The organism is Acinetobacter sp. WC-743 (genome assembly GCF_000335555.1).
GTDB lineage: Bacteria > Pseudomonadota > Gammaproteobacteria > Pseudomonadales > Moraxellaceae > Acinetobacter > Acinetobacter bereziniae.
In genome coordinates this window covers 1-21,318 of record NZ_AMFQ01000106.1, presented here as the reverse complement: position 1 = coordinate 21,318, position 21,318 = coordinate 1, and the positions used below count along the sequence as shown (strand labels likewise).

The window sequence follows — 21,318 nt, the reverse complement described above, 5'->3', positions numbered from 1 at the left end:
AAAAATATTCTGTATTTTTTTAGAACTTAATTGTTTATTAAAATTTTGTAACCACATAAAATGATCAAAGATCGTTTTTAAAATCATATAACTGACTTTATTTTTTGGGGATGGCAGACTTCGAATGGATAGAATAATCTATTACCAAAATACGGACTCAAAAACAAAAAAAATACGCTGTTTGACCTTGGCAATGAGTTTGATCACCTGTAGTGCTTTGACATATGCAGATGTATCGCAACCTAGAGCGGCTTGGTATCGATATTATGATAAAAATGGGGTCGCAAATATTAGTACCTCTGTCACGCCTGCACACATCAAAAAAGGCTATGAAGCACTTGATCGCAATATGCAGGTGATTAGACGCAATCAAGCCTACAACGTTGAAAAGGATCTGCAACAGTCGACCTTACGTGCCTCTGAAGTGCGTAAATTAGAACAAGATGCCCGTCTTAAACGTGCTTATGGAAACTCATCCGTTGCCATCAATAAACGCAATGAGCTTCTCAACAACTTAAAACAGCAAATAGCATTACAAAATCAAAATCTTAAGCAATTACAAAGTGATCGAATCATATTAAAAAGACAGGAAATGGAATATTATAGAAAAGGCAATACCGTACCGTCTACGCTTAAAGATCGAATCAAATACAATGCAGAAAATATAGATAAAACAAAAGGCTACATTGAAAATTTACAAAATAATTATCGCAGTACACAAAGCAAGTATGACGATGTTATTAATCGGCTTAAAAAACTTGAATAATCAACTTTTAAATCAAAAAAAAATTCATGTTCTCTATTGAAAAAATCTCAACAAAGACCAAAGCTATTTATATTTTCACTCAACTTTTTAAGTTTGAACCTCATACAATAACCATGAATAACACATCGCATATCATCTGGTCTTTGTATTTCAGCCCAATCGGACATTAAAAATCTTCAGCTAATTTTTTATCGTATTATTTTATCGTATAATCTTCCCTTTAAATCTAAAAATTTTAGGACAGTTTCCATGCGCGCGAGTCGCTTTTTGTTTGCTACGTTGAGAGAAACCCCAAACGATGCTGAGGTCATTTCACATCAGTTGATGTTACGTGCGGGGATGATTCGTAAGTTGGCTTCAGGTTTATACACTTGGCTGCCGATGGGTGTACGTGTACTCAATAAAGTTGAAGCAATTGTACGTGAAGAAATGAATCGCGCAGGCTCATTGGAAACGCTCATGCCCGTAACACAACCTGCTTCACTTTGGGAAGAATCAGGTCGATATGTGCAATATGGTCCTGAACTTTTACGGTTTAAAGATCGTCATACCAACGATTTTGTGCTCGGTCCAACTCATGAAGAAGTGATTACTGATTTAGCACGTAATGAGCTAAAAAGTTATAAGCAACTTCCGATGAATTTCTACCAAATTCAAACCAAATTCCGTGATGAAATTCGCCCTCGTTTTGGTGTGATGCGTTCACGTGAATTTATTATGAAAGATGCATATTCTTTTCATGTCGACCAAGCGTCACTACAAGAAACATATGATGTCATGTATGACACATACTGCCGAATCTTTACACGCTTGGGCTTAAATTTCCGTCCTGTTCAAGCGGATACTGGCTCGATTGGTGGTTCTGGCTCACATGAGTTCCATGTACTTGCATCAAGTGGTGAGGATGATATCGCATTCTCTACCGAATCAGATTTCGCAGCCAATGTTGAAATGGCTGAAGCAATCTTGGTCGGTGAACGTGCTGCACCAAAACAACAATTTACGATTGTCGATACGCCGAATCAAAAAACCATTGCAGATGTTTCTGCCTTTTTAAATACAGATCCAGCCCATTCTGTTAAAGCTTTATTGGTACAAGGCGTTGCAGATGAAAAAGGTCATGTTCCAGTAGTTGCATTGTTCTTACGTGGCGATCATGAGCTCAATGAAATCAAAGCTGAAAAGCACCCTCTGATTGCTGCACCATTGACTTTTGCGACTGATGAACAATTAAAAGCATTGGATTTGACAGCTGGATTCTGCGGTCCTCAAGGATTGGTGGAAAAAGGCATAGTAGTCATTGCTGATCGTGCCGCTTCAGTGCTTTCTGACTTTGTTGCTGGTGCAAACGAAGTTGATAAACATGCTATTGGTGTAAACTGGGAACGTGATGCTCAGTTTACTGAAGTGTTTGACTTACGCAATGTTGTAGAAGGTGATCCTTCTCCAGATGGTCATGGCACCATCATGATCAAACGTGGTATTGAAGTTGGTCATATTTTCCAATTAGGCAAAAAATATTCTGAAGCTTTGGGCTGTAAAGTTCTCGGTGATGATGGTAAACCATTAGTGGTGACTATGGGATGTTATGGTATTGGCGTAACACGTGTAGTTGCCTCTGCAATAGAGCAAAACTTTGATGACAAAGGGATCATTTGGCCTACGGCGATCGCACCTTTTGAAGTTGCCATTGTTCCAATGAATGCTCAAAAATCACCACGTACACTTGAAGCTGCTGAAGCACTGTATAATGAATTGCAAACAGCAGGTTATGATGTATTGCTTGATGATCGCAATGAACGCCCAGGTGTTAAATTCTCTGATTTAGAGTTGACTGGCATCCCTCATCGTATCGTAATTGGTGAGAAAGGTTTGGATGCTGGTACTTTCGAATATAAAGGTCGTAGAGATGCAGAATCTGTTGATTTAAGCAAAGCAGACCTGTTGGCTAAATTAGCGAAATATAGCCAAACCGCCTGATTATTCATACAAGTGATTTTGATGTTAATCATTGATGTCAAATGAGATTTATGATTTTCAGATGATTCATTTATTTTGTCCTCTTGAATCATCGATGGTCTTGCTATCGTGAAGCGACATGGATGTCGCTATGTTGAGCGGGGGTATAGGATGTACCCCTCGCTCAACAGAAGATTTTTGTCACTTTTCATCTCTGAAAAGTGAGTTAATGCCTACGCAAAACAATTTAAACTTTAGAGATAAAGCGTGGCCTTGCAAGCTTTAGATCATTAAACAATATATTTATCGCATTCATTTTATTGATCAAGAGAAATGATATTCTACTGTATGAATTTTTCGACAGGTTGGCTATAGTTTTGCCACACCATGAAAAAACCCGCAGATTAATTTGTGCGGGTTTTTTATTTAATCATGTTTTAACTCATCGCTATAAGCCATTAATTTTCACTTTTAAATCTGTAACAGATGTCCCAATCGCACCAAAGTTCCCCATCGAACCATTCTGAAGACCATTAAAAACAGTCGCTGCACTTGCACCGCTCGTTCCCATGATCATCTGATTGATTCCAAGATCAAATTTACTCGACTCACCCGTATTGCCAAATACAAAGCCACTTGACTCCACACCCGCATAGAAACCATTTAACGAAAAACCATTGGTTTTGTCTGTGCCTGTCAGTTGAAAATTAAAATTTGCGCCTACATCACTATCATCCGATAAAAGTGCAATGGCACAACCAGTTCCGGTACCACAAATCGACTGAATTGCTCCACCAAAAGCAATCATACGACCTTGAGGCGCATTGCCGAGCTGTAAATTCATCGTTGGTTTTGATGCTGCAAAATTAATGTCAATGCCACTGTCCATTTTTAATATTTTAATGACATCGCTCTTTTCTGAAGTACCTGTGAAAATAGATTGATAACCTGCTGGACCCGAAGATGAATTTGCACCTGCCAAGTAAAGCGCAAAAGGTGAAACCTTTATCCCTGTAATATTACTTCCAAAACTGAGACCAATATTGGCAAAAGGCTTACCTGTTGAACCACTGATCGCCCCTCCATCAGTATCCATTACAACATTCATCGTTGACGAATTAGAAGCACCTAAGAAGCTTACATTCATGCTCTGATCTGCAAGTGTTCCAGCACTTTTACCTGCAACAACAAGCGATGCTTTATTTGCATCATTCACAGTTGTGCCTAAGCCATCGCGATCAATAATAGACAGTTGATTCACTTGGACTTTGCTAATATTTATACCAACATCAATCCCTGCCTGACCCGTTGTTTGAGAAAGACCTTGATCATCCAGTGGCTGCATTGCCATTGCAACTGGACTCAATACCAATAATGATATACACCCTAGCTTGTTGTTTTTCTTCATTATCCTAATCCTTAGGAAACTTTATATATTGCCGACCACATCACAGTTTAGTTTGAAATTTTTGGTGATGGAAGAATAACCCGACCAATAACCGATCAATTTCGAGGAATAATATTCAGCTCACTACTTAATCGACCACCTGTTAAGGCGATTTCACCTAAACGTGCGCCAGAAACCAAGGCACCTGAAGCTGCTGGAGGATAAAAGTTTAAATCTCTTGCTCTAAATACACCATTTACAGACTGTGTTGGATTAAATTGCAGACTGGCATTAAATCCAACCTGCCCTGTTCCCGTATTTGAATTCTTACTGATCACAATCGCATTGTTAAAACGAATATCTCCTGTCAAATTATCTAAGCCCAATGAAGAACCGTTGACAGGATCACTGATCTGAATAGTGTTATTGGTATTGGCTAACTTCAAATCCCCCACTACATTCAGACGGTTCCCAGTACCATCATCTTTGATTTCACTATTCGGAATCAGAGATAGATCCATATCTCCACCAAAGCGAAGTTTCAAACCGAAGAGCACATCATCGCTTTTCGCAAAATTATTGGTATCTGAAGCACTTTTATTACCACATGCAACCGAGGTTGTAGCTAAGCCTAGTGCACAGGATTTATATGTAGTTCCAGGCAAATATCCACCAGCAACTTCTGCTGCCATCACCACCAGCATATTTTTTAAGCTTAGGTTTAAACTTCCATTTTCTACACCAACGCTACCATTTCCCTTGAGTAGCATATCGATATTTCTAAGCCCCATATAATAGTCTGTAGGTTGACCATTTCTCAGTCCACCATCAATGACCAATATTGAAGTAGTATTGTTACCGATCTTATTCGCTCCATTTTTATCTACACCTTCCGTTGTTAACCCTAATGAAAAACCAAGCCGAGCGGTTTGACCAGAACCTGCTATTTTATTTTGTGTACCATCAACTGAATAAGAATAAACTTTATCTGCATCCACAGTAGTGCCATACATCGCTAAGTTTGCATTTAGATTATAAAATGGTAGTGCCAATCCCCATTGGTTATTCAGCCCATTGTCTGTAAATAAATTATTTGCCGCTACACCAGCACTTGTAGTAAATCGCCCTCTTCTAGAAAAAGATTGAAATGCTGCATTTCGAATTGAGGTCATCACGCTATAAGGACGATTCCCAGCAGTTAATGTTGTATAAACATCTTGCTTATAGTCATTTAAGCTGGTTAATGACTGACCGTTACCAAAACTTGAAGATTGGAATGTAGAGTTAACGGGCAAAGTGACTTGTTTAGAATCCATAAGATTTAAAAATACACTTCCAGTGTCAAAGGATGCACGACTTCCTTTTTGTAAACCCGTTAAATTTCCAAATTCAAATCCATAGCTATTTAGTCCAGCACCACCTATTTCTAAAGTTGTCGCATCAGCACTGCCTGAAAGCATGCTATCACCATCTTTAGTGAAATCAGTTTTCATACGGAATGCAATACCAGAACCGCCAACAATATCTTTGCCAGTATCTGTACCTGATGAATTCACAGCTGAACCAATCAGGCTACTTGCATTTTGTACACCACGGAACTGAAGTGAACTGTTAACCATCCGTCCACTGGCACCAACACGAATTAAACCTTTTGCGCCTGAGGGAGTATTATATTGATCCACTGCATAAACGGATGTTGCTGAAGGGTTGAGTCCCTTATTATTCAACATAATCTCAAGATTTAAACCTGCATTGGATGTTGTTGTGCCATTTCCATACGAACCCGTATTCATAAATCCCGACTTAGTCGAAGCAGGATCAACAACGCGACTTAAATCGGCATAACCATAAGTTGCATCCGGTGTTTGAGTACTTCCAGCAATGTTTGATCCCGAATTGGTTTGTAATTTAAAGCCTTCAGCAGCATCAATAAACATAAAACCATTTGCATTAAAATTAAAATTAAAATTCTTTAAAATTAGCTGATTTAATTGATTTATTGCACTGGTTTGACCCAAATAGATATTGGCATTTTGCAAACCTAAAGCCAGCGTACCTTGGTCATTTTTACCAAGCAATCCATTGGTTGTTTTTAATCCAATACTGGTATTCGATGCTGTTTGAACAGCTAATGTACCAATCTTTGCACTACAGCGTGCTCCACTTGGATCACTATCACACACTCGGAAAGAGTCTACTGTTAATAACATAGGTGAAAGTGATACATCTAGATTCACGCCTGTTTTACCACTCACTGTGCCCATATTGAGTTTTACATTGGCTTTTAATGGGTCTGTAGAAGTATTACTTTGCTGAATCTTAACCGTATCTGCGGTTGCTGTAAGGGCTTGACTTGTCGCATCTGTTTCAGCTCGCCCAGCCTGATCTGTCCAATATAGTGTTTGAATGTTGGCTTCTTTTAATGTGGCTTCTATATTCACACCATCTTGACCATTCACATTTCGCAGATCACCATCATCCAAAGCTTGAAGTGCATAAGCAGGTACATGCATTGCCAATAAGCTGAATGCCAATGTATTTAAAATAAATCCTTTTCGCTGTTCTTGTTTTATTTTCATCCCTAAACCCTCAGACTTATTTCACTTAGCAACGCTTGTTCATACTTGAATCACAACTAAACATCATTAACTTTCCCTGAAGTGCAAGATTGCCATTCATCTGCATACCCATAAACCCAGTTTCACGCCCTGTATCATAATTGTTCGCAGTCGACCCATTTGGACCTGTTGTTTGGGCTTTAGCAGCATATTTATTCAGTTTTAGATAACCATATTGAGCTGCGGTTGCACCCAATGAGTTTTCAGTAACTGTTCCATCTGGATTGGTTATACTGGTAAATGCATCCTTTTCTATGGAAAGTGAATTAAATCCAAAATTACGAATTTGAATGGGTTTATCTGCATCAAAAGATAATTGAAACGCAGGTTTAATCATTTGTTGGTTTGCAATATTCTTATAGACCAAATCCGCACCATCTAAACCTAACTTCTGGATATTAATCGTTCCTTGAATACCCTTAAATACCACCCAAAGTTTATTTCCACTGACACTACTTGCAGCACCACCTGAATCTACATAACGGTTATTGACTGAAAGTGCTAAACGACAAAACTCTAAATTTGCACAAATTCCACCAACACCATTATCAAACTTATAGGCATTATTTGTTTGATAATATGAATCGTTGGCATTGATCTGATTCAGTACTAGCTTGAGTGATAAGTCTGCCCCAGCCTGACCTTCAACGTGTTGCAAGTCTGAATCAGATAAAGGTTCCATTGCCACAGCATAAACACTCAACATACTGGTTAAAATAAGAAGTACACTTTTCTTCATCATATTTCTCCTTATTTTATAAGCCTTTGGTTGTTATTTTCATATGTTGAATCAGCATACCATCAATGACTGCGGAACCTAAATTATTTTGGGCATTTGAAGTTGATGCATTACTCAATTGATTAAATGAAATTCCGACAGCACCCGCACTTTTGTCAGCAAGCAAAGTTTTTCCAGCATCTGGGCTATAGACCGTACCAATACTGATACTGCTATGTGTCGCTGAACTTCCTTGATAACCCGAAATTGAGCTTGAACCACAGTTATAAACATTACATGTAGAGCCTTTATAGGACGAATCAGCGCCTGTATAGTCTGTATATATTTGCTTATAAATTGATTCTTTATTTGGGATTCGTGCTAGCTCTAAACTAAAGTTTGTACCATCAGAACCAAGAATTAAAGGCTGATATAATGAACCTAATACTAAATTCGTATTCAGGTTATAAATATAAATACCTTCCTTATCTGAGAAAGTTGGAGCCAGTCCACCGTTGATCGCTGGGGTCGATAAAATATCTTGGGCTGTACCTGTAGTACAACCATTCAAATTTCCAACGCCACACTCTTGCGTGCTTAATCTCAAAACCCGGTTCATCAAATTCGCAGGCATTGTCCAAGAATTTGCTGCAGATGTTCCCAACAATTTAGAACCATCCCCGCTATTTAAGCGTATAACTCCAGCCAACCCTAAGGTATTGTTATAGAAGGCACTCATTCCCCCTGTATTGGTTGCACCACCGAGTGTCTGGAATAATTGAATTTTACTTCCATTCAGTCCAAAACCGTTAAATACACCTTGTAATCGAATACGATTTGCCCGACCTGTGGTTGTTGAACTAAACCCTTCACCTAAGTTAAATTGGTTCGCATCTTGATCCGGTTTACTTTGATCACGTACAAAAGCATCTGCCCATAAAGCAAGTTTAAGATTATATGCATCTTCTCCACCTACATCATTTACAAAAGGCTTCGTCGTTACGGTTTTGTTATCCGAAGCAAATGTATATATATTTTCATACAACGGCGCTTCAAAATTTAAATAGGTTACAGAGCCACTACTGGTACCAAAATCAGGAATATTTGAATCTGTTTTTACGTTAAATATCCATGGGTTTGTTGCCGTTCCCCAACTTCGAATCGCTGCATTTGCCACACCATTGGTTTGTCCTGAATCTAAGCGAAGGTTGGCATTATTGGTTGCATTTCTAGACAATGCTAAGCCATATAAATATAAATCAGCTTTACCCACAGAGTGATCACTTGAGTTCACAGTACCATCTTTATTTGTATCTTGCACAAGAGATGACAATGGACCTACTGGCACATAATAGATATAACCAGTATCCAGACTACGATTAGTCAGAATTGTATCTTGTGACTGGTTTGCTCCAGCTCCCTGAAACACCATATAAGCATTTGTAGGTAATAAAGCGATGCCTTCACCTGTCGTATCACTTAATTTTTCATCAGACATTGCTTCCAAAGCGAAGCTAGATTGGGCGATGACTAAGCCAATAAAAGCTGCCAAAACAGTTTTATGAAATTTTGCCGTATAATTGAGTGTAGTCATCTATGACCTTCCTGTGTTATACGATGCTCCGCACCATATTTTATTTTATTTCTGTAATCCCTACGACACTGTATAAAATAGTCTTTCCTTGTCTATACAGTTTTGTTATCTATATCACACTTTATCTTATGCAATATTTTTTATTATGCCAAAGACTTTTATGTAAAATATATGACTTTCCGATAAACGTTTAAAATAAAAAAGCAACAGTAAACTTCCATACTGTTGCTTTTAATCAGCTAAATAATTTAACTAACAGAATTTTAAAGAGCCGTAACAATTGGGAGTAACATTTTGAACTGCTCCTAATGGGAGATTATTTAGCTGAACACTAATAGGTGTACCACCAACGGATGGGTTTGTGTATGAATTTAAATCAATTGTTCCTAATTTAGCTACCAACTTGCTAGTAAATAAAGAACCCACAGCATCTCCAAAAGGTACACTTAATGGATATCGATCTAAATAGTTAGAAACAATTGTAGCGACTTGAGGATAAGCAGTAGATATATCAGCTGCAAATCCAGCTTGTGTTTCCAAAGCTCCTAATTTAATTGGATCACTTGCTGCTAACCACCAACCTCTTTGAGCTGTAATATATTGATTTGTTACTGGGCTCTTTGGAGCATTAGGCCATAATATATTTTGATACTGCAATGATAATGACAATGGGGATTGCACAGGAATACTATGAATTAATCCTAAAGCTTGTGTCAAATTAACATCTACATACAAATTTGAAATTTTTCCGTCAATACGCATATCATTTATTGCGTAATTACATAAGGGTATAATTAAAACCACAAAGCATCCAGAAATATCAGCTTTACGGGTACCAGAATTTTCTGTCAGCACAATATCTGGTACTTTTGCAATAGCTCCAACATTGATGAAAGATTTTCTACTACCATTCAAATCAGTTGATTTCGTAGTAAAATTAACATCCATCCCATCAATTTGAATAGGTTTTGTATCCGTCGTAAATTTTGCTGGACACCCCAAAATACAGCCTCCAATATTTACTTTTCCTGTAAATACCTCCCTCATTTGCCCAACTGCAGTTTTTGTCTTTCCATCAGTTGGAGCAATATTCATATATCCACTTAATGAATTTATACCATTAATTGTTCCATCATTTTGACCTATAGTTAATAAACCTTTAGCTAATTCTGATCCAACTCTTAAACCTACCACTTCACGTTGTGATGCACTATTCGGATTTTTTATTGCAAATTCAATAAATGGATTTGTTAGCTGAGCCGATGAAGAAGCTCTTTCTTCTCTAGTCATAGGTAATGGATTTCCAGAACTATCCAGCTTCAAACCAGATAAACTCACATTATCCATATCAATATCACATCCACCAGCTCCATTTACTCCACCACAACCTAATTGAAGCTTTTTTATATTTGCGTTTAGTTCAAGCTGGGCTTCTAAACCTAGTTTATAAAATCCAATGTTCTTAATCCCATTCACATTATTTTCTAAATTATTGGAGTCTGAAGGTGCAATATATGACAGACTCATTAAAGCCTGCCCATCGACTTCTCCTAATTCCTCATCTGATAAATTCTCCATAGGTGACGCAATACCATGGACTTTAGATAATTCATAATCTGGAATAGCTTCCATTGTAACCGTTGATGCATTTACACCCTGTGCAAAAAGCAATATAAGAATACTAAAGAAAAAAAATACTGTAGTTTTTTTTAGCTCAAACATGAACATCTCCTTATCCTTAGATTATGCTCAGAATTGTCACACTCTATTTTTTAATTAGCCAAGTTTTATTTAAGAAAAACTTTATAAATTTAAATCCCTTAGCACATTAAAAAGTTTTTTAGTTTTCAATTGAAAATCACATTTTGTGTAAATTATCACAATTATTTAAAATTAAGCTATATTTCCGACAAAATGCTAATGCTTTTAAAATAAGCTTCCCACATGTAAACAACAATTAAAACCAAGAATAAAATTATTTTTATCAAAATAAATCAACAGTTTAAAGTTAAAACCTTAAATAAAATAATTTAATCTATACCTTAAACACCCTAAAGAATTATGACTTACTCAAATTTTTAGCAAAATACATGATTTATTATATTATCTTTACAATAATATTTTTAAAAAGTCCTCTATTAAATTAGCATTTAGTCTTAAAATTCACCTCACTCTAGCAACATGAAGGGTAAGAAAGAACTTTTTCAATTTCACTATGATTCAATTTTCACTTTTTATTGATTTTCAAAAATTCAAATAAAAACGTAATACTTATAAGAATATTTAACCAAGGCATGCACCTACCTACTCTGTATTTTATTCATATCAACATAAGCTATTAAACATTGGAAGATTTGATAAAGCCAAAATTAGAAATTTAATAATCAAAAATAGTTTTTCTTATTATGGATAAATACAGGAATATTAGATCAAAAATATCAAATAAAATTCTTAGTTTTTAAAATCACAACATACTTTTATATTTGATATACCACCTATAAAATGATAAAAATCAATGACAAAAATTTAAAGATCAAAATATGTTTTGACCTGTTCAATTATCTAAACTCAATTCATAGAAGAAAGTTAAATAACAGGATAAAGAAATAGGGATCTACTCAATTATCTTTACAAATGCGTATCCAGAGAAGCTTAGCAAAATTTTAGTGAACCATAGCAATTTGGTACAAAATCTTGCCCCTTTAGCCTTAAATTTGAAAGATTCATCTGTAAAGGAGAAACTCCAGACAAATTTACATTTCCTAGATTCGCACTGATTCCATTACCAATTAAAACACCTAATAGATCAGAGGTCGTTGCAGGGTTTGATTGTAAGTAGCTCCCTGCCTTTTGCGCAAATTGCCCTAGAAGTGGCTCAATGGATAATCTATCTGTAGGCTCTACCACACCAATTGAAACTGGATCTTGCAATGCTAACCACCAACCGCGCTCAGCCAAGTTTGCACTTTCAGAACCTGGCCATAGTATTTTTATTTGTTGCAAACTCAATGAAACAGGCGAATCAATTTTTAGATTATGTATAAAACCTAAGCTTTCAGAAAAGTTAACTTTAGCCTTAGCACCGCTCACAGTTCCAGACATACGAATATTTGAAAATTGACGCCCATTCCATGCGATTATACAGGTCGGAAGGAATGTTAAATTTTGACAACCTGTTACAGCAGCATTTACTGGTGAACCAGCGGTATAAACAGCTGTTGTTGTACCAAAGATATTACTTTCTACCCTACCTGCTGGTGGAAAATTTGCACCAGTTCCTAAATTAATTGTTGGGATACTCACTTCTGCTGAAAGTTCTGCCGATGTTTTACGATTCCCCACAACTATTAATTGTTGAGTTTCAAAAGGTAATTTATTCATTTCTGGTATACTAAATCCTCCCCCATTTGTAATAAAACTAGCATTAGCTAATCCTAACGCTACAAGATTTCCTTTTATTTGATATTTGGATAAATCCATGTATTGTGCTGCTGTATTTGCATATCCTTTGACTTTACTTTGTTCAGCCACTGAATCACCTATTCCCGACTGAACTTTCATATAACCACTTAAACTATTTATTCCATTTGCTTGATTAGAATTTTCCAGCCCAGCTGTTAATAACCCAACAGCCCTTTCAGCACTTAAACGTAAACCAACAATTTCTCTTTGTGATGCAGATTGTGGATTTTTTATAGCAAACTCAATAAACGGGTTAGTTAATTTAGCACTTGAAGAAGTTCTACCTATCCGAGTATCGGCTATACCACTCAAACTTAGGTTATCAATATCAATATCGCATCCACCTGCACCATTTACGCCACCACAACCCAATTGGAGTTTTTTAATGTTTGCATTAAGCTCTAGTTCAGCCTCTAAACCTAATTTATAAAATCCAATATTTTTATCTCCGCCTAGCCTTTTTGATTCAAGATTAGTGACATCAGTAGGTCCTATATAAGATAAACTCATGAGTGCTTGTCCTGTTGTTTCAGCCAATTGTGCATCAGACATATGCTGCAGCGTCGTAGACTCTGCATATACAGCAGGCATGCTAAAAACACTTAAAGAAAAAAACGTGATGTACAAAGGCTTAAACGTGAACATTTCTTCATCCTTAAACTATGTTCAAAATTTCTTGAGCCCTATTTTTTTATTTAAAGCAAAAACCTAATCTTAAAAATTAATAAAATTAAGCTTTTAGCTTAGAAATGTATATAGAGCTATATTGTTTATTAGCATTATTATAACAATTATTTAATTAATCTTAACTTGATAACAAAAATGTAATTTAAAAATGGGGAAATAATTTAAATTTAATTGATCTTAAAAAGCGCATAATCCCATCAATCATGAGAAAATTAAATTAAAAATCAATAACAAATATAAAGCACTTAAACTTAACAGTAATCCTTTCAAATTACACTCATTTTAAAATTATTTTATATATTTACTTAACTTTAAAAGAGTTAAAACTGGTAAAGCACTTCCAAACACCCTGGATACGGTGTATTTCTAAACAGCTTTATTGCACAAAATATAAGTCGTTAATTTTAGTTATTTTACGCCCATCGCGAATTAAATATTCTTTTAAAATTAGATGCTTAAAAGATACAACAAAACCAAATCATCACCTTAAAGTTATAACATAACAGTTAAGCTATTATTGCTAAAATTAATTTAACAAAATTTTAATGAACCATAGCAATTGGGTGTCAAATTTTGATTTACTAACTGTAGATTGGCTAAGGTCAGTTTTACTGGATTAGCAAGCGTTGCATCATTCAAGTCAACCACGATTGGTTTAGGCGTTGTCAATGTTAGACCAATAATTGCACCAATAGCAGCACCTGCAGGAACCTTTACCCTATTTTCTTCTTTTAATAATTCTGTAGTCATTAAACCAGCTACCTGCGGTAACACATTTGTAATATCTACTTCTTGAGTTGCTTTTAAATAACCTAATTGCACTGATTCTGCGAAAGACATCCACCATCCTTTTTTTGCAACATCACTGTTAAGCATCTCTGCAATTGTTTTACCAGTCATATCATTTGAATCTACATAATTTCCAGGCCAAAGTAAGGCTTGCTGTTGTAAACTTAGATATCCACCAGAACCTGTGAGCGGTATATTATGAAACATGCTTAATGCTTGATTAAAAGTAATATCCATATTTAAATTTTGTACAGCCGATCCATTTGCCAATTTAATTTTAGACTGTGAAGCACAAAATATAAAAACACATATCGAAGGGAAATTAACTTTGAGTTGATTCAGTGGACCACTATCCAATGCGATTGAATCAATTTTTGTTGAAATTCCCTTAACACTTGCATTATCCAATCGACTTCCATTAACCTGAAACTCAGGTATTGAAAATGCTGCTTTCAATGAAGGGAGAGTAATGCCCTGAGTATCTGGGCTATCGGGTTGCGAAGTAAATGTTCTGTTACTTCCCAATGCACTGAGCAAACCTTGAATCTGATGATTTGCCTGATTCCCGAACACAGTTGCTTTTGTCGAAGCTTCACCTGAAGTTGCTGCAATACGCATAAAACCACTCAGTGACTGAATCCCATCTGTGGAAGTTGGAGTAATTCCATTGATTAAACCTGCAGTCAGAAGTCCTGTAATTTTTTCCGCACTAAAACGTAAACCAACTATTTCACGAGTCGATGCTGAATTTGAGTTTTTTACAGCAAACTCCATAAATGGATTAGTCAATTGAGCACTTGTAGAAGCTCGACCAGCTGCCCCAAAATCTGGAGGGTTGCCACTTGATGGATTATAATTCGCTGGTAATCCGCTGAGTGAAAGATTCTTTATATCTATATCGCATTGTCCTGCGCCATTTATTCCACCACAACCGAGTTGCAAATTTCTGATATTTGCATTTAAATCCATATCAACTTCAAGCCCAAGCTTGTAAAACCCAATATTGGAACCACTACTATATTTATTCATCAGATTGGTTGAGTCGTTTGGTGCTATATAAGACAAACTCATCAATGCCTGCCCCGTTGTCTCACCCAACTGCTCATCAGTCAAACGGTGTAAAGTCAAAGATTCAGCATATAAAATAGATGTACTAAAAACACTGAAAGAAAAAAGAGTAAAGTACAAAGGCTTAAATGTGAACATTTTTTCTATCCTTAGATGATGTCCAAAATTATTCAGCTCTTACTTTTAACAATTCAGTATCATTTTAAATAAAATCAATATTTCGATCTCATTAAAATTGATTTAACTCAGAGCTCTGCTAATTAATTTAAGCTATCATATTTTTATTTAATAAATCTTAAAAATTAAAAAAATGTAATTTTTTGAAAGCCTATAGACATTGATTGTTTAAGATATAAATTCTTATCGTAAAACAAAGAACTTTTTTTAAATTATTAACAATTAAGTCTAATAAAAACAGCATTTATTTTATTATTATTTTCATAAAAATATCACTAAACAGTATCAAAAAAAACTCTAAATTCATATCATAGTGATTTACGATAATAAAAAATATTTGTTATTTTGTCTAAACACTACAGTTATCATACTGAACAAAACTCTCTTAAAAATGACAATAAAAAACGCTATAAATTTAGTCAATTCAAATTTTATTATCTGGATGATGCTAAAGACATCAGTAGAAGTTTAATTTTTTAAACTTTCTAAAAATTAGAAAAATACACTCCCCTAAACAAATTTAGAAGAGCCTGCTGTTAACAGAATGTCATATTTCCATAACAATTACGATATGGCTGTTCCAATAATGTAATATTCCCATCTCTCGCATTTGAACTAGACGCAATATTACTGACGAGACTACTTACTTTATCTGAAATATTGAGTGTAAAAGCATCCTGAAGATACATACTCCAACCTTTACTCACAGCCGCAGCATAATCTGGATATTGTAAATTCTGTCCAGATAGGGCTATACCAAAAGTATTAGAATTCACATCTATTTGATGCACATTACTTAAGTTATAAGGCATTTGATAAGTACTTAGACCAGAAACAGTGGTACCTAAACCTGTCGCCAACTGTTGTTTAATGTAGTCAGAGATCCCTCCTCTTAATACCGGTAAAAGTGCATTACCAATATTAGCACCAAAAGATCCAGAGCAAATACCAATAATCCTTACACAGGAGTTGCTTGTATTTAATTCAAGTGCAGAAGTTGTTGAAGTACCATTCATGATATCATCGACCACTGCACTTAAATCTAAACCTTGTATTTTCGCCTGAGTTACACGATTTCCAATAACAGAAACCGCTAGACCATTTCGACTCACAGTTGAATAGTTTGCAGTAATTTCACTATATTTTACTGAAGCCAAACCTATATTTAATATTGTTGCATCATCCAATCCTAAAAAGGCACTCGGTGTCGATATTGCATTTGTATTCCATGTATTTGATCTTACAGGTGAAACATTCGTTTCACCTTGCATTGTGAGATTTGCTTTTCCAGTAAAATAACCACTAAATGTGTTTAGACTACCAATCGATAACGGTCCTTCAGCCTTTTCAGCGCCAATACGAATGCCAACCACTTCTCGTGTTGAGGCACTGTTGGGATTTTTAATTGCAAATTGAAAATATGGATTTGTTAAAACAAAATCCTTCATATTTACCTGATTACTGATCGAGTTATTACTATCAAGACCAGCGGGTTGCTTAGGATTTGTTGTTGCAGTTGTAATACAATAGCCTGATGCCCCTACAATACAACCAAAAGAGACATTATCTAAATCCAAGTCACAAGAACCACTTCCGTTGCTGCCTCCACATCCTAATTGAAGCTTTTTTATGTTCGCATTTAATTCAACTGTTGCTTCAAGACCTAATTTATAAAAGCCAACACTACTATCACCTCCAGCACGACGAGCCTCTAAATTTGTTGTATCTGTAGGTGCTAAATAACTCAGACTCATCAACGCCTGACCGGTCGTTTCTGACAATTGTTGATCTGAAAGTGGCTGTAGAGTTGCTGCATTACTTGAACTCATGGTTAAGCCACTGAATGCAAATAATACAACATTTAGAAATTTAAACTGGGACATAGCGCTTCCATCCTGAGCAAAGCTTGACCTTATTTGTTATTACTACGCTAAATAATCATTCAAATCCGATATGAATAACACAATATAAATCACATTATATTTAGCATATATTTAATGATTTCATTTGTAGCACAGATCAAAGTTTATACCGAGAAAATATTTGTATATTCCGATAAAAATCATTAATTTAAAATAATTTAATAGACATTTAAATTATTCTTAACTTTATATTTTAATTATTAAAAATCGAAGATTTAAATAAAATTATATATCACATTACATTTATATATTGATCATTTAAAACATAAAAAAAGCAAGTATTTCACTTGCTTTTTAAACTGATTCTCTTTTAGGTCTTAGGTAAAGTGACCCCTGTTTGACCTTGGTATTTACCACCACGGTCTTTATAAGATGTTTCACAAACTTCATCCGATTCGAAGAATAACATCTGAGCAACACCTTCACCTGCATAAATACGAGCTGGTAAATTGGTTGTATTGGAAAATTCTAATGTCACATGACCTTCCCACTCAGGTTCAAGCGGTGTGACGTTGACAATAATCCCACAGCGAGCGTAAGTTGATTTTCCTAAACAAACAGTTAAAACATTGCGAGGAATTCGGAAATATTCGACTGTACGTGCTAAAGCAAAAGAGTTTGGTGGAATAATACAAACATCAGATTCAATATCGATAAAACTACGATCATCGAAATTTTTAGGGTCTACAATTGCAGAATGTACATTTGTAAAGACTTTAAATTCACGTGCACAGCGGACATCATAACCATAGCTTGAAACGCCATAAGAAATTAGCTTCTCACCCTGTTCATCATAACGAACTTGGTTTTCTGCATACGGTTCAATCATACCGTGTTTTTCGCTCATTTCGCGAATCCAACGATCAGACTTAATGGCCATTTATTTCTATCCCAAAACTGTGCTGTTTACTGCGCTGTACTTTAACTGAAATTGCTTTTGAAAGGAATGTTTCTTGCGAAATAGCTTTGCTTCAGTCTGTAAGCAAAATCCACAGCCTTTCACGAGGAACGACCTTATAAACTTAAAAGAGCAGAATAACTGAGTGGTACGGTGAAGCTGACTAAAACCAAAGAAGCTGTTCTTTGCATATTACGTTGATTTAACCAAGTGACTTTATTACTACAGATCACTGAACCAATAAATGTCCAAAAGAATGCAATCGGGATAATCAACAATAAAAATACCAGCATATGAGAGGTATAAGCTGAAGTGTTTTGCCAGACATAGGTTGGAAAAATTGCTGAAGCAAAAAGTAAGGCTTTAGGATTTAACAGCGTTGCTACAAATAGCTCCCGCGCACGAATTGTTGCTTGACTAAAGTCTTCGTCTTGATTCGCTGTACGCCATAACTTTAAAGCTAGAAATAAGATATAACCAGCACTGAATAATTTCAGAATAACGGGCACACTTGGGAACTGCTTAGATACAGTTCCAATGATTAATCCCCAAACAGTAATGGAGATAAAATATCCTAGCGCTTCTGCTGGAATTAAAGGGAGAGATTTTCGAATTCCAACTTGGATTCCAGAAGATGCTAAAAGCGTATTGGTTGGTCCTGGGGTTAAAAGAATCGTCACCACCAGACCGATAAAAAACCATGAAATCATTAAATGACCTCATCTATCAATTGACCGCAGATTAAATCTTTTGATTCAGATTGGCAAAAAAAGAATTGTAAGAGAACATATGAATATGGATAGCAAAATACACAAATAGCTTTTATTTTCAATACATTATAATATTATATCACCAAAAGACTGTTAAGTCATTTCATCATTAGTTGTTCCTTTAATAATCATATTTTCATTTTTATATTCCAAATATTATCTTTTAAATCAGTATGTTCCATAAAATAAAGTGAACCAGTTCACAAAATAACTTATTAAAATGGAGCGCAGTGAATGTGTTGACCGAATATGACTGATTTTAAGCAAATTTTCAGCTTTAATGTCTATTATTCAATCAAAACCTCCCTTCACTATTTTAGGTATTTTGTCCGAAAGGTTGTTGTTTTTCTCTACATTGATGCACAATAGTAGCCTTTCTTTCATTTTTTAATTTTATGGCAAAGCATTTTTTTCAGTCTTGGCTTCCCTCCCCCGAGCGGGTCAATAATTTGAAATTTATGAAGATTTTTGGTGATAAAGCCTTAAGTCCTCAGCTTTGGTACGTCAATCGAAAGTCAATTTCTAAGGCAATGTTTATTGGTACATTCTGGGGAATTTTACCCATTCCGTTTCATACATTGTTGATCATTTTTTCTGTGTTATTGTTTGAAGCCAATCTTCCAATTGGTTTAATTTTGGCTTGGATTATGAATCCAATCACTATTGTTCCCATTTTGATTTTTGCATTTTGGATTGGCTCTAAAATTTATCATGTGCATATGATCAACAAAGAGATGCTACTGGGCGTTTTCCATCAAATCATCCATTGGATTAAAAACTTTGGGCATGGTCATATTGATTTTAGTTTGGCAAAAATTTTAGCCACAGGGCTTTTTATTGAGGCATTGGTCTGTGCATCTTTGCTTTTTATTGTGACACGTATTTACTGGCGTTGGAGTGTGGTTAAAAAATGGAATGATCGTAAGAATCACCCACTTTAAAACCGCTTCCGACAGGATTGATTGTTATTTCAAAGCCGCTTGTTTTGCTTTCATATATTCAACCACGACATCTAAAACATAGTGCTGGCATGCTTCACCTGTGCCTGCATCATATGCGCCACCATTGGTAATGTTATTTGATAGCACTCGAATACCCAAAAAAGGGACTTTAAATTGACTGGCAATTTGTGCAACAGAGGCAGCTTCCATTTCTTCAACCGATGTTGCATAGTTTTTATGGAAAAATGCAATTCGATCTAATTCATTATTCCACACATCAGCTGAACCGATGGTACCTTCAACAACATTACCCTGTGTATAATTATTCTGAGCACGATGAGCTGCTGTTAAAAGCTCAGCATCCGCTTCGAACTTCCGAATCGCAATCGGCTCTGGATCAGATTCATCATCAGGTAGTACATCAAAGGCTTCGTTCCATTCTAAAGCGTTTGAACCTTCTCCCAACGCTTTTTTAGGGGTCCTGAAAGCACCAATATTTGTTGTATATCGTCCCAAAACAATATCATAAACTTTGAGCTCTGGATCATGCCCGCCCGATGTCCCTTGGTTAATAATCGCAATAGGCTTATACCGCTCAATTGCGATTGCAGTTGCAGCTGCCGCATTACTCATTCCCATTCGGGTTTTAGAGATAATCACGGGATAGCCCTGATAAGTCCCTTTCCAAAACTTCCATCCCCCCACAGTTTCAACAGTCGCATTGGTCAATTTTGCTGCCATTTGCTCAGACTCAACAGGTAATGCGCCTTGAATTACAATGGGTTGTAAAGCTTTCTGAGTATCGCTATTTTGATTTGTATTGTGTGAATCATTATTACACGCTGCCAATAGCAGGGAACCGCACATGCCAATAGCATGGATTATTTTTTTGAATTGCATCATTTGCTCAACAGCTTAAATAAGAACTGGATATTTAAGCAATGAATATACCAATTCCACAAATTTCATTTTTTTATATCAAAATTAAAGTATATATGATTTGAATATGTTGGCTATGATTGAAATTAATTCAGCACGATTTTAATCAATTCAGAATGACCTGAAGATAAATCAGCATTTCCCCCTTACCAATCGTCAATTAATTTAATGACATCTTTATCTAACAATTCAATTTTGGTTTTACATTGCCAAAATCTAAGTTCACCAGTGATAGTGAAATGTTAATTAACCTGAGTTCGATAAAAATCCTTGATGAAAGATGATATAGCCAAACCGCCTGATTATTCATACAAGTGATTTGGATGATTCATTTATTTTGTACTTTTGAATCATAGATGGTCTTGCTATCGTGAGGCGACATGGATGTCGCCATGTTGAGCGGGGGTATGAGGATGTACCCCTCGCTCAACGAAAGATTTTTGTCACTTTTCATCTCTGAAAAGTGAAGCATCGCCGACGCAAAACAATTTAAACTTTAGAAGTAAAGCGTGGCAGTGCAAGCTTTAGATCATCAAACAATCTATTGTTCGCTTTCATTTTATTGATCAAGAGAAATGAAACGCTATTGATGGTTGCGCTTGCGGAGCTCCGCTCCTCATCCT

The 21,318-nt window shown here is 35.8% G+C and carries 14 protein-coding genes; 3 read left to right on the top strand and 11 right to left on the bottom strand.

The genetic code is table 11. The annotated features are described in order from the left end of the window. The first annotated feature begins 124 nt into the window (after positions 1-124). Entirely contained in the window at positions 125-766 is a 642-nt protein-coding gene (locus tag ACINWC743_RS16690) for a hypothetical protein (RefSeq protein ID WP_009586242.1), read from the top strand. A 249-nt stretch (positions 767-1,015) separates the two neighbouring features. Then, positions 1,016-2,746, top strand: coding sequence for a proline--tRNA ligase (locus ACINWC743_RS16685; protein ID WP_009586243.1), 1,731 nt, complete (start codon positions 1,016-1,018; stop codon positions 2,744-2,746). Between the two features lie 427 nt (positions 2,747-3,173). Here ACINWC743_RS16685 and ACINWC743_RS16680 read toward each other — a convergent pair whose 3' ends face one another. The 10 genes from ACINWC743_RS16680 to ACINWC743_RS16635 all read right to left on the bottom strand — a co-directional run bounded on the left by ACINWC743_RS16680 (position 3,174) and on the right by ACINWC743_RS16635 (position 18,755). Further along, positions 3,174-4,133 carry a DUF6160 family protein gene (locus ACINWC743_RS16680; protein ID WP_004827607.1) on the bottom strand — a complete coding sequence of 320 codons (960 nt, stop codon included), beginning with the start codon at positions 4,131-4,133 and terminating at the stop codon, positions 3,174-3,176. A 95-nt stretch (positions 4,134-4,228) separates the two neighbouring features. Further along, positions 4,229-6,691: a DUF6160 family protein gene (locus tag ACINWC743_RS16675; protein WP_009586254.1), complete on the bottom strand. Its 2,463-nt coding sequence runs from the start codon at positions 6,689-6,691 to the stop codon at positions 4,229-4,231. A gap of 25 nt (positions 6,692-6,716) precedes the next feature. Then, positions 6,717-7,469 (bottom strand): DUF6160 family protein, encoded by a 753-nt coding sequence (locus tag ACINWC743_RS16670; protein WP_005031094.1) that lies wholly within the window; start codon positions 7,467-7,469, stop codon positions 6,717-6,719. A 16-nt stretch (positions 7,470-7,485) separates the two neighbouring features. Then, the gene (locus ACINWC743_RS16665) at positions 7,486-9,042 is read right to left on the bottom strand and encodes a hypothetical protein (protein ID WP_009586240.1); all 1,557 of its coding nucleotides are present in this window, start codon (positions 9,040-9,042) and stop codon (positions 7,486-7,488) included. A gap of 252 nt (positions 9,043-9,294) precedes the next feature. Then, complete coding sequence (locus tag ACINWC743_RS16660; RefSeq protein ID WP_009586251.1) at positions 9,295-10,764, bottom strand: hypothetical protein; 1,470 nt, start codon at positions 10,762-10,764, stop codon at positions 9,295-9,297. Between the two features lie 930 nt (positions 10,765-11,694). Continuing rightward, positions 11,695-13,149, bottom strand: a complete 1,455-nt coding sequence (locus ACINWC743_RS16655) for a hypothetical protein (RefSeq protein WP_004827597.1) — start codon at positions 13,147-13,149, stop codon at positions 11,695-11,697. A 573-nt stretch (positions 13,150-13,722) separates the two neighbouring features. After that, the gene (locus tag ACINWC743_RS16650) at positions 13,723-15,186 is read right to left on the bottom strand and encodes a hypothetical protein (protein ID WP_009586255.1); all 1,464 of its coding nucleotides are present in this window, start codon (positions 15,184-15,186) and stop codon (positions 13,723-13,725) included. A gap of 575 nt (positions 15,187-15,761) precedes the next feature. Next, a complete protein-coding gene (locus tag ACINWC743_RS16645) occupies positions 15,762-17,108 on the bottom strand; it encodes a hypothetical protein (protein WP_005031098.1) in 1,347 nt (448 codons plus the stop codon). Between the two features lie 349 nt (positions 17,109-17,457). Continuing rightward, positions 17,458-18,027 (bottom strand): dCTP deaminase, encoded by a 570-nt coding sequence (gene dcd / locus ACINWC743_RS16640; protein WP_004827590.1) that lies wholly within the window; start codon positions 18,025-18,027, stop codon positions 17,458-17,460. A gap of 134 nt (positions 18,028-18,161) precedes the next feature. Then, the gene (locus ACINWC743_RS16635) at positions 18,162-18,755 is read right to left on the bottom strand and encodes a LysE family translocator (protein WP_005031101.1); all 594 of its coding nucleotides are present in this window, start codon (positions 18,753-18,755) and stop codon (positions 18,162-18,164) included. 455 nt (positions 18,756-19,210) lie between these two features. Between ACINWC743_RS16635 and ACINWC743_RS16630 the strand changes: the two genes are divergently transcribed. Next, positions 19,211-19,756, top strand: a complete 546-nt coding sequence (locus ACINWC743_RS16630) for a DUF2062 domain-containing protein (protein WP_004827587.1) — start codon at positions 19,211-19,213, stop codon at positions 19,754-19,756. A gap of 24 nt (positions 19,757-19,780) precedes the next feature. Here the strand turns inward: ACINWC743_RS16630 and ACINWC743_RS16625 are convergent, their stop codons facing one another. After that, entirely contained in the window at positions 19,781-20,656 is an 876-nt protein-coding gene (locus ACINWC743_RS16625) for a 5'-methylthioadenosine/S-adenosylhomocysteine nucleosidase (protein ID WP_005031105.1), read from the bottom strand. Positions 20,657-21,318: the final 662 nt, after the last annotated feature.

What these genes read in the sequence shown, in the direction of transcription:
- ACINWC743_RS16630 (WP_004827587.1), top strand. Translation starts at nt 19,211, where the DNA reads ATGGCAAAGCATTTTTTTCAGTCTTGGCTTCCCTCCCCCGAGCGGGTC.
- dcd (WP_004827590.1), bottom strand. Translation starts at nt 18,027, where the DNA reads ATGGCCATTAAGTCTGATCGTTGGATTCGCGAAATGAGCGAAAAACAC.
- ACINWC743_RS16660 (WP_009586251.1), bottom strand. Translation starts at nt 10,764, where the DNA reads ATGTTTGAGCTAAAAAAAACTACAGTATTTTTTTTCTTTAGTATTCTT.
- ACINWC743_RS16680 (WP_004827607.1), bottom strand. Translation starts at nt 4,133, where the DNA reads ATGAAGAAAAACAACAAGCTAGGGTGTATATCATTATTGGTATTGAGT.
- ACINWC743_RS16625 (WP_005031105.1), bottom strand. Translation starts at nt 20,656, where the DNA reads ATGCAATTCAAAAAAATAATCCATGCTATTGGCATGTGCGGTTCCCTG.
- ACINWC743_RS16650 (WP_009586255.1), bottom strand. Translation starts at nt 15,186, where the DNA reads ATGTTCACATTTAAGCCTTTGTACTTTACTCTTTTTTCTTTCAGTGTT.
- ACINWC743_RS16665 (WP_009586240.1), bottom strand. Translation starts at nt 9,042, where the DNA reads ATGACTACACTCAATTATACGGCAAAATTTCATAAAACTGTTTTGGCA.
- ACINWC743_RS16635 (WP_005031101.1), bottom strand. Translation starts at nt 18,755, where the DNA reads ATGATTTCATGGTTTTTTATCGGTCTGGTGGTGACGATTCTTTTAACC.
- ACINWC743_RS16675 (WP_009586254.1), bottom strand. Translation starts at nt 6,691, where the DNA reads ATGAAAATAAAACAAGAACAGCGAAAAGGATTTATTTTAAATACATTG.
- ACINWC743_RS16645 (WP_005031098.1), bottom strand. Translation starts at nt 17,108, where the DNA reads ATGTCCCAGTTTAAATTTCTAAATGTTGTATTATTTGCATTCAGTGGC.
- ACINWC743_RS16670 (WP_005031094.1), bottom strand. Translation starts at nt 7,469, where the DNA reads ATGAAGAAAAGTGTACTTCTTATTTTAACCAGTATGTTGAGTGTTTAT.
- ACINWC743_RS16685 (WP_009586243.1), top strand. Translation starts at nt 1,016, where the DNA reads ATGCGCGCGAGTCGCTTTTTGTTTGCTACGTTGAGAGAAACCCCAAAC.
- ACINWC743_RS16655 (WP_004827597.1), bottom strand. Translation starts at nt 13,149, where the DNA reads ATGTTCACGTTTAAGCCTTTGTACATCACGTTTTTTTCTTTAAGTGTT.
- ACINWC743_RS16690 (WP_009586242.1), top strand. Translation starts at nt 125, where the DNA reads ATGGATAGAATAATCTATTACCAAAATACGGACTCAAAAACAAAAAAA.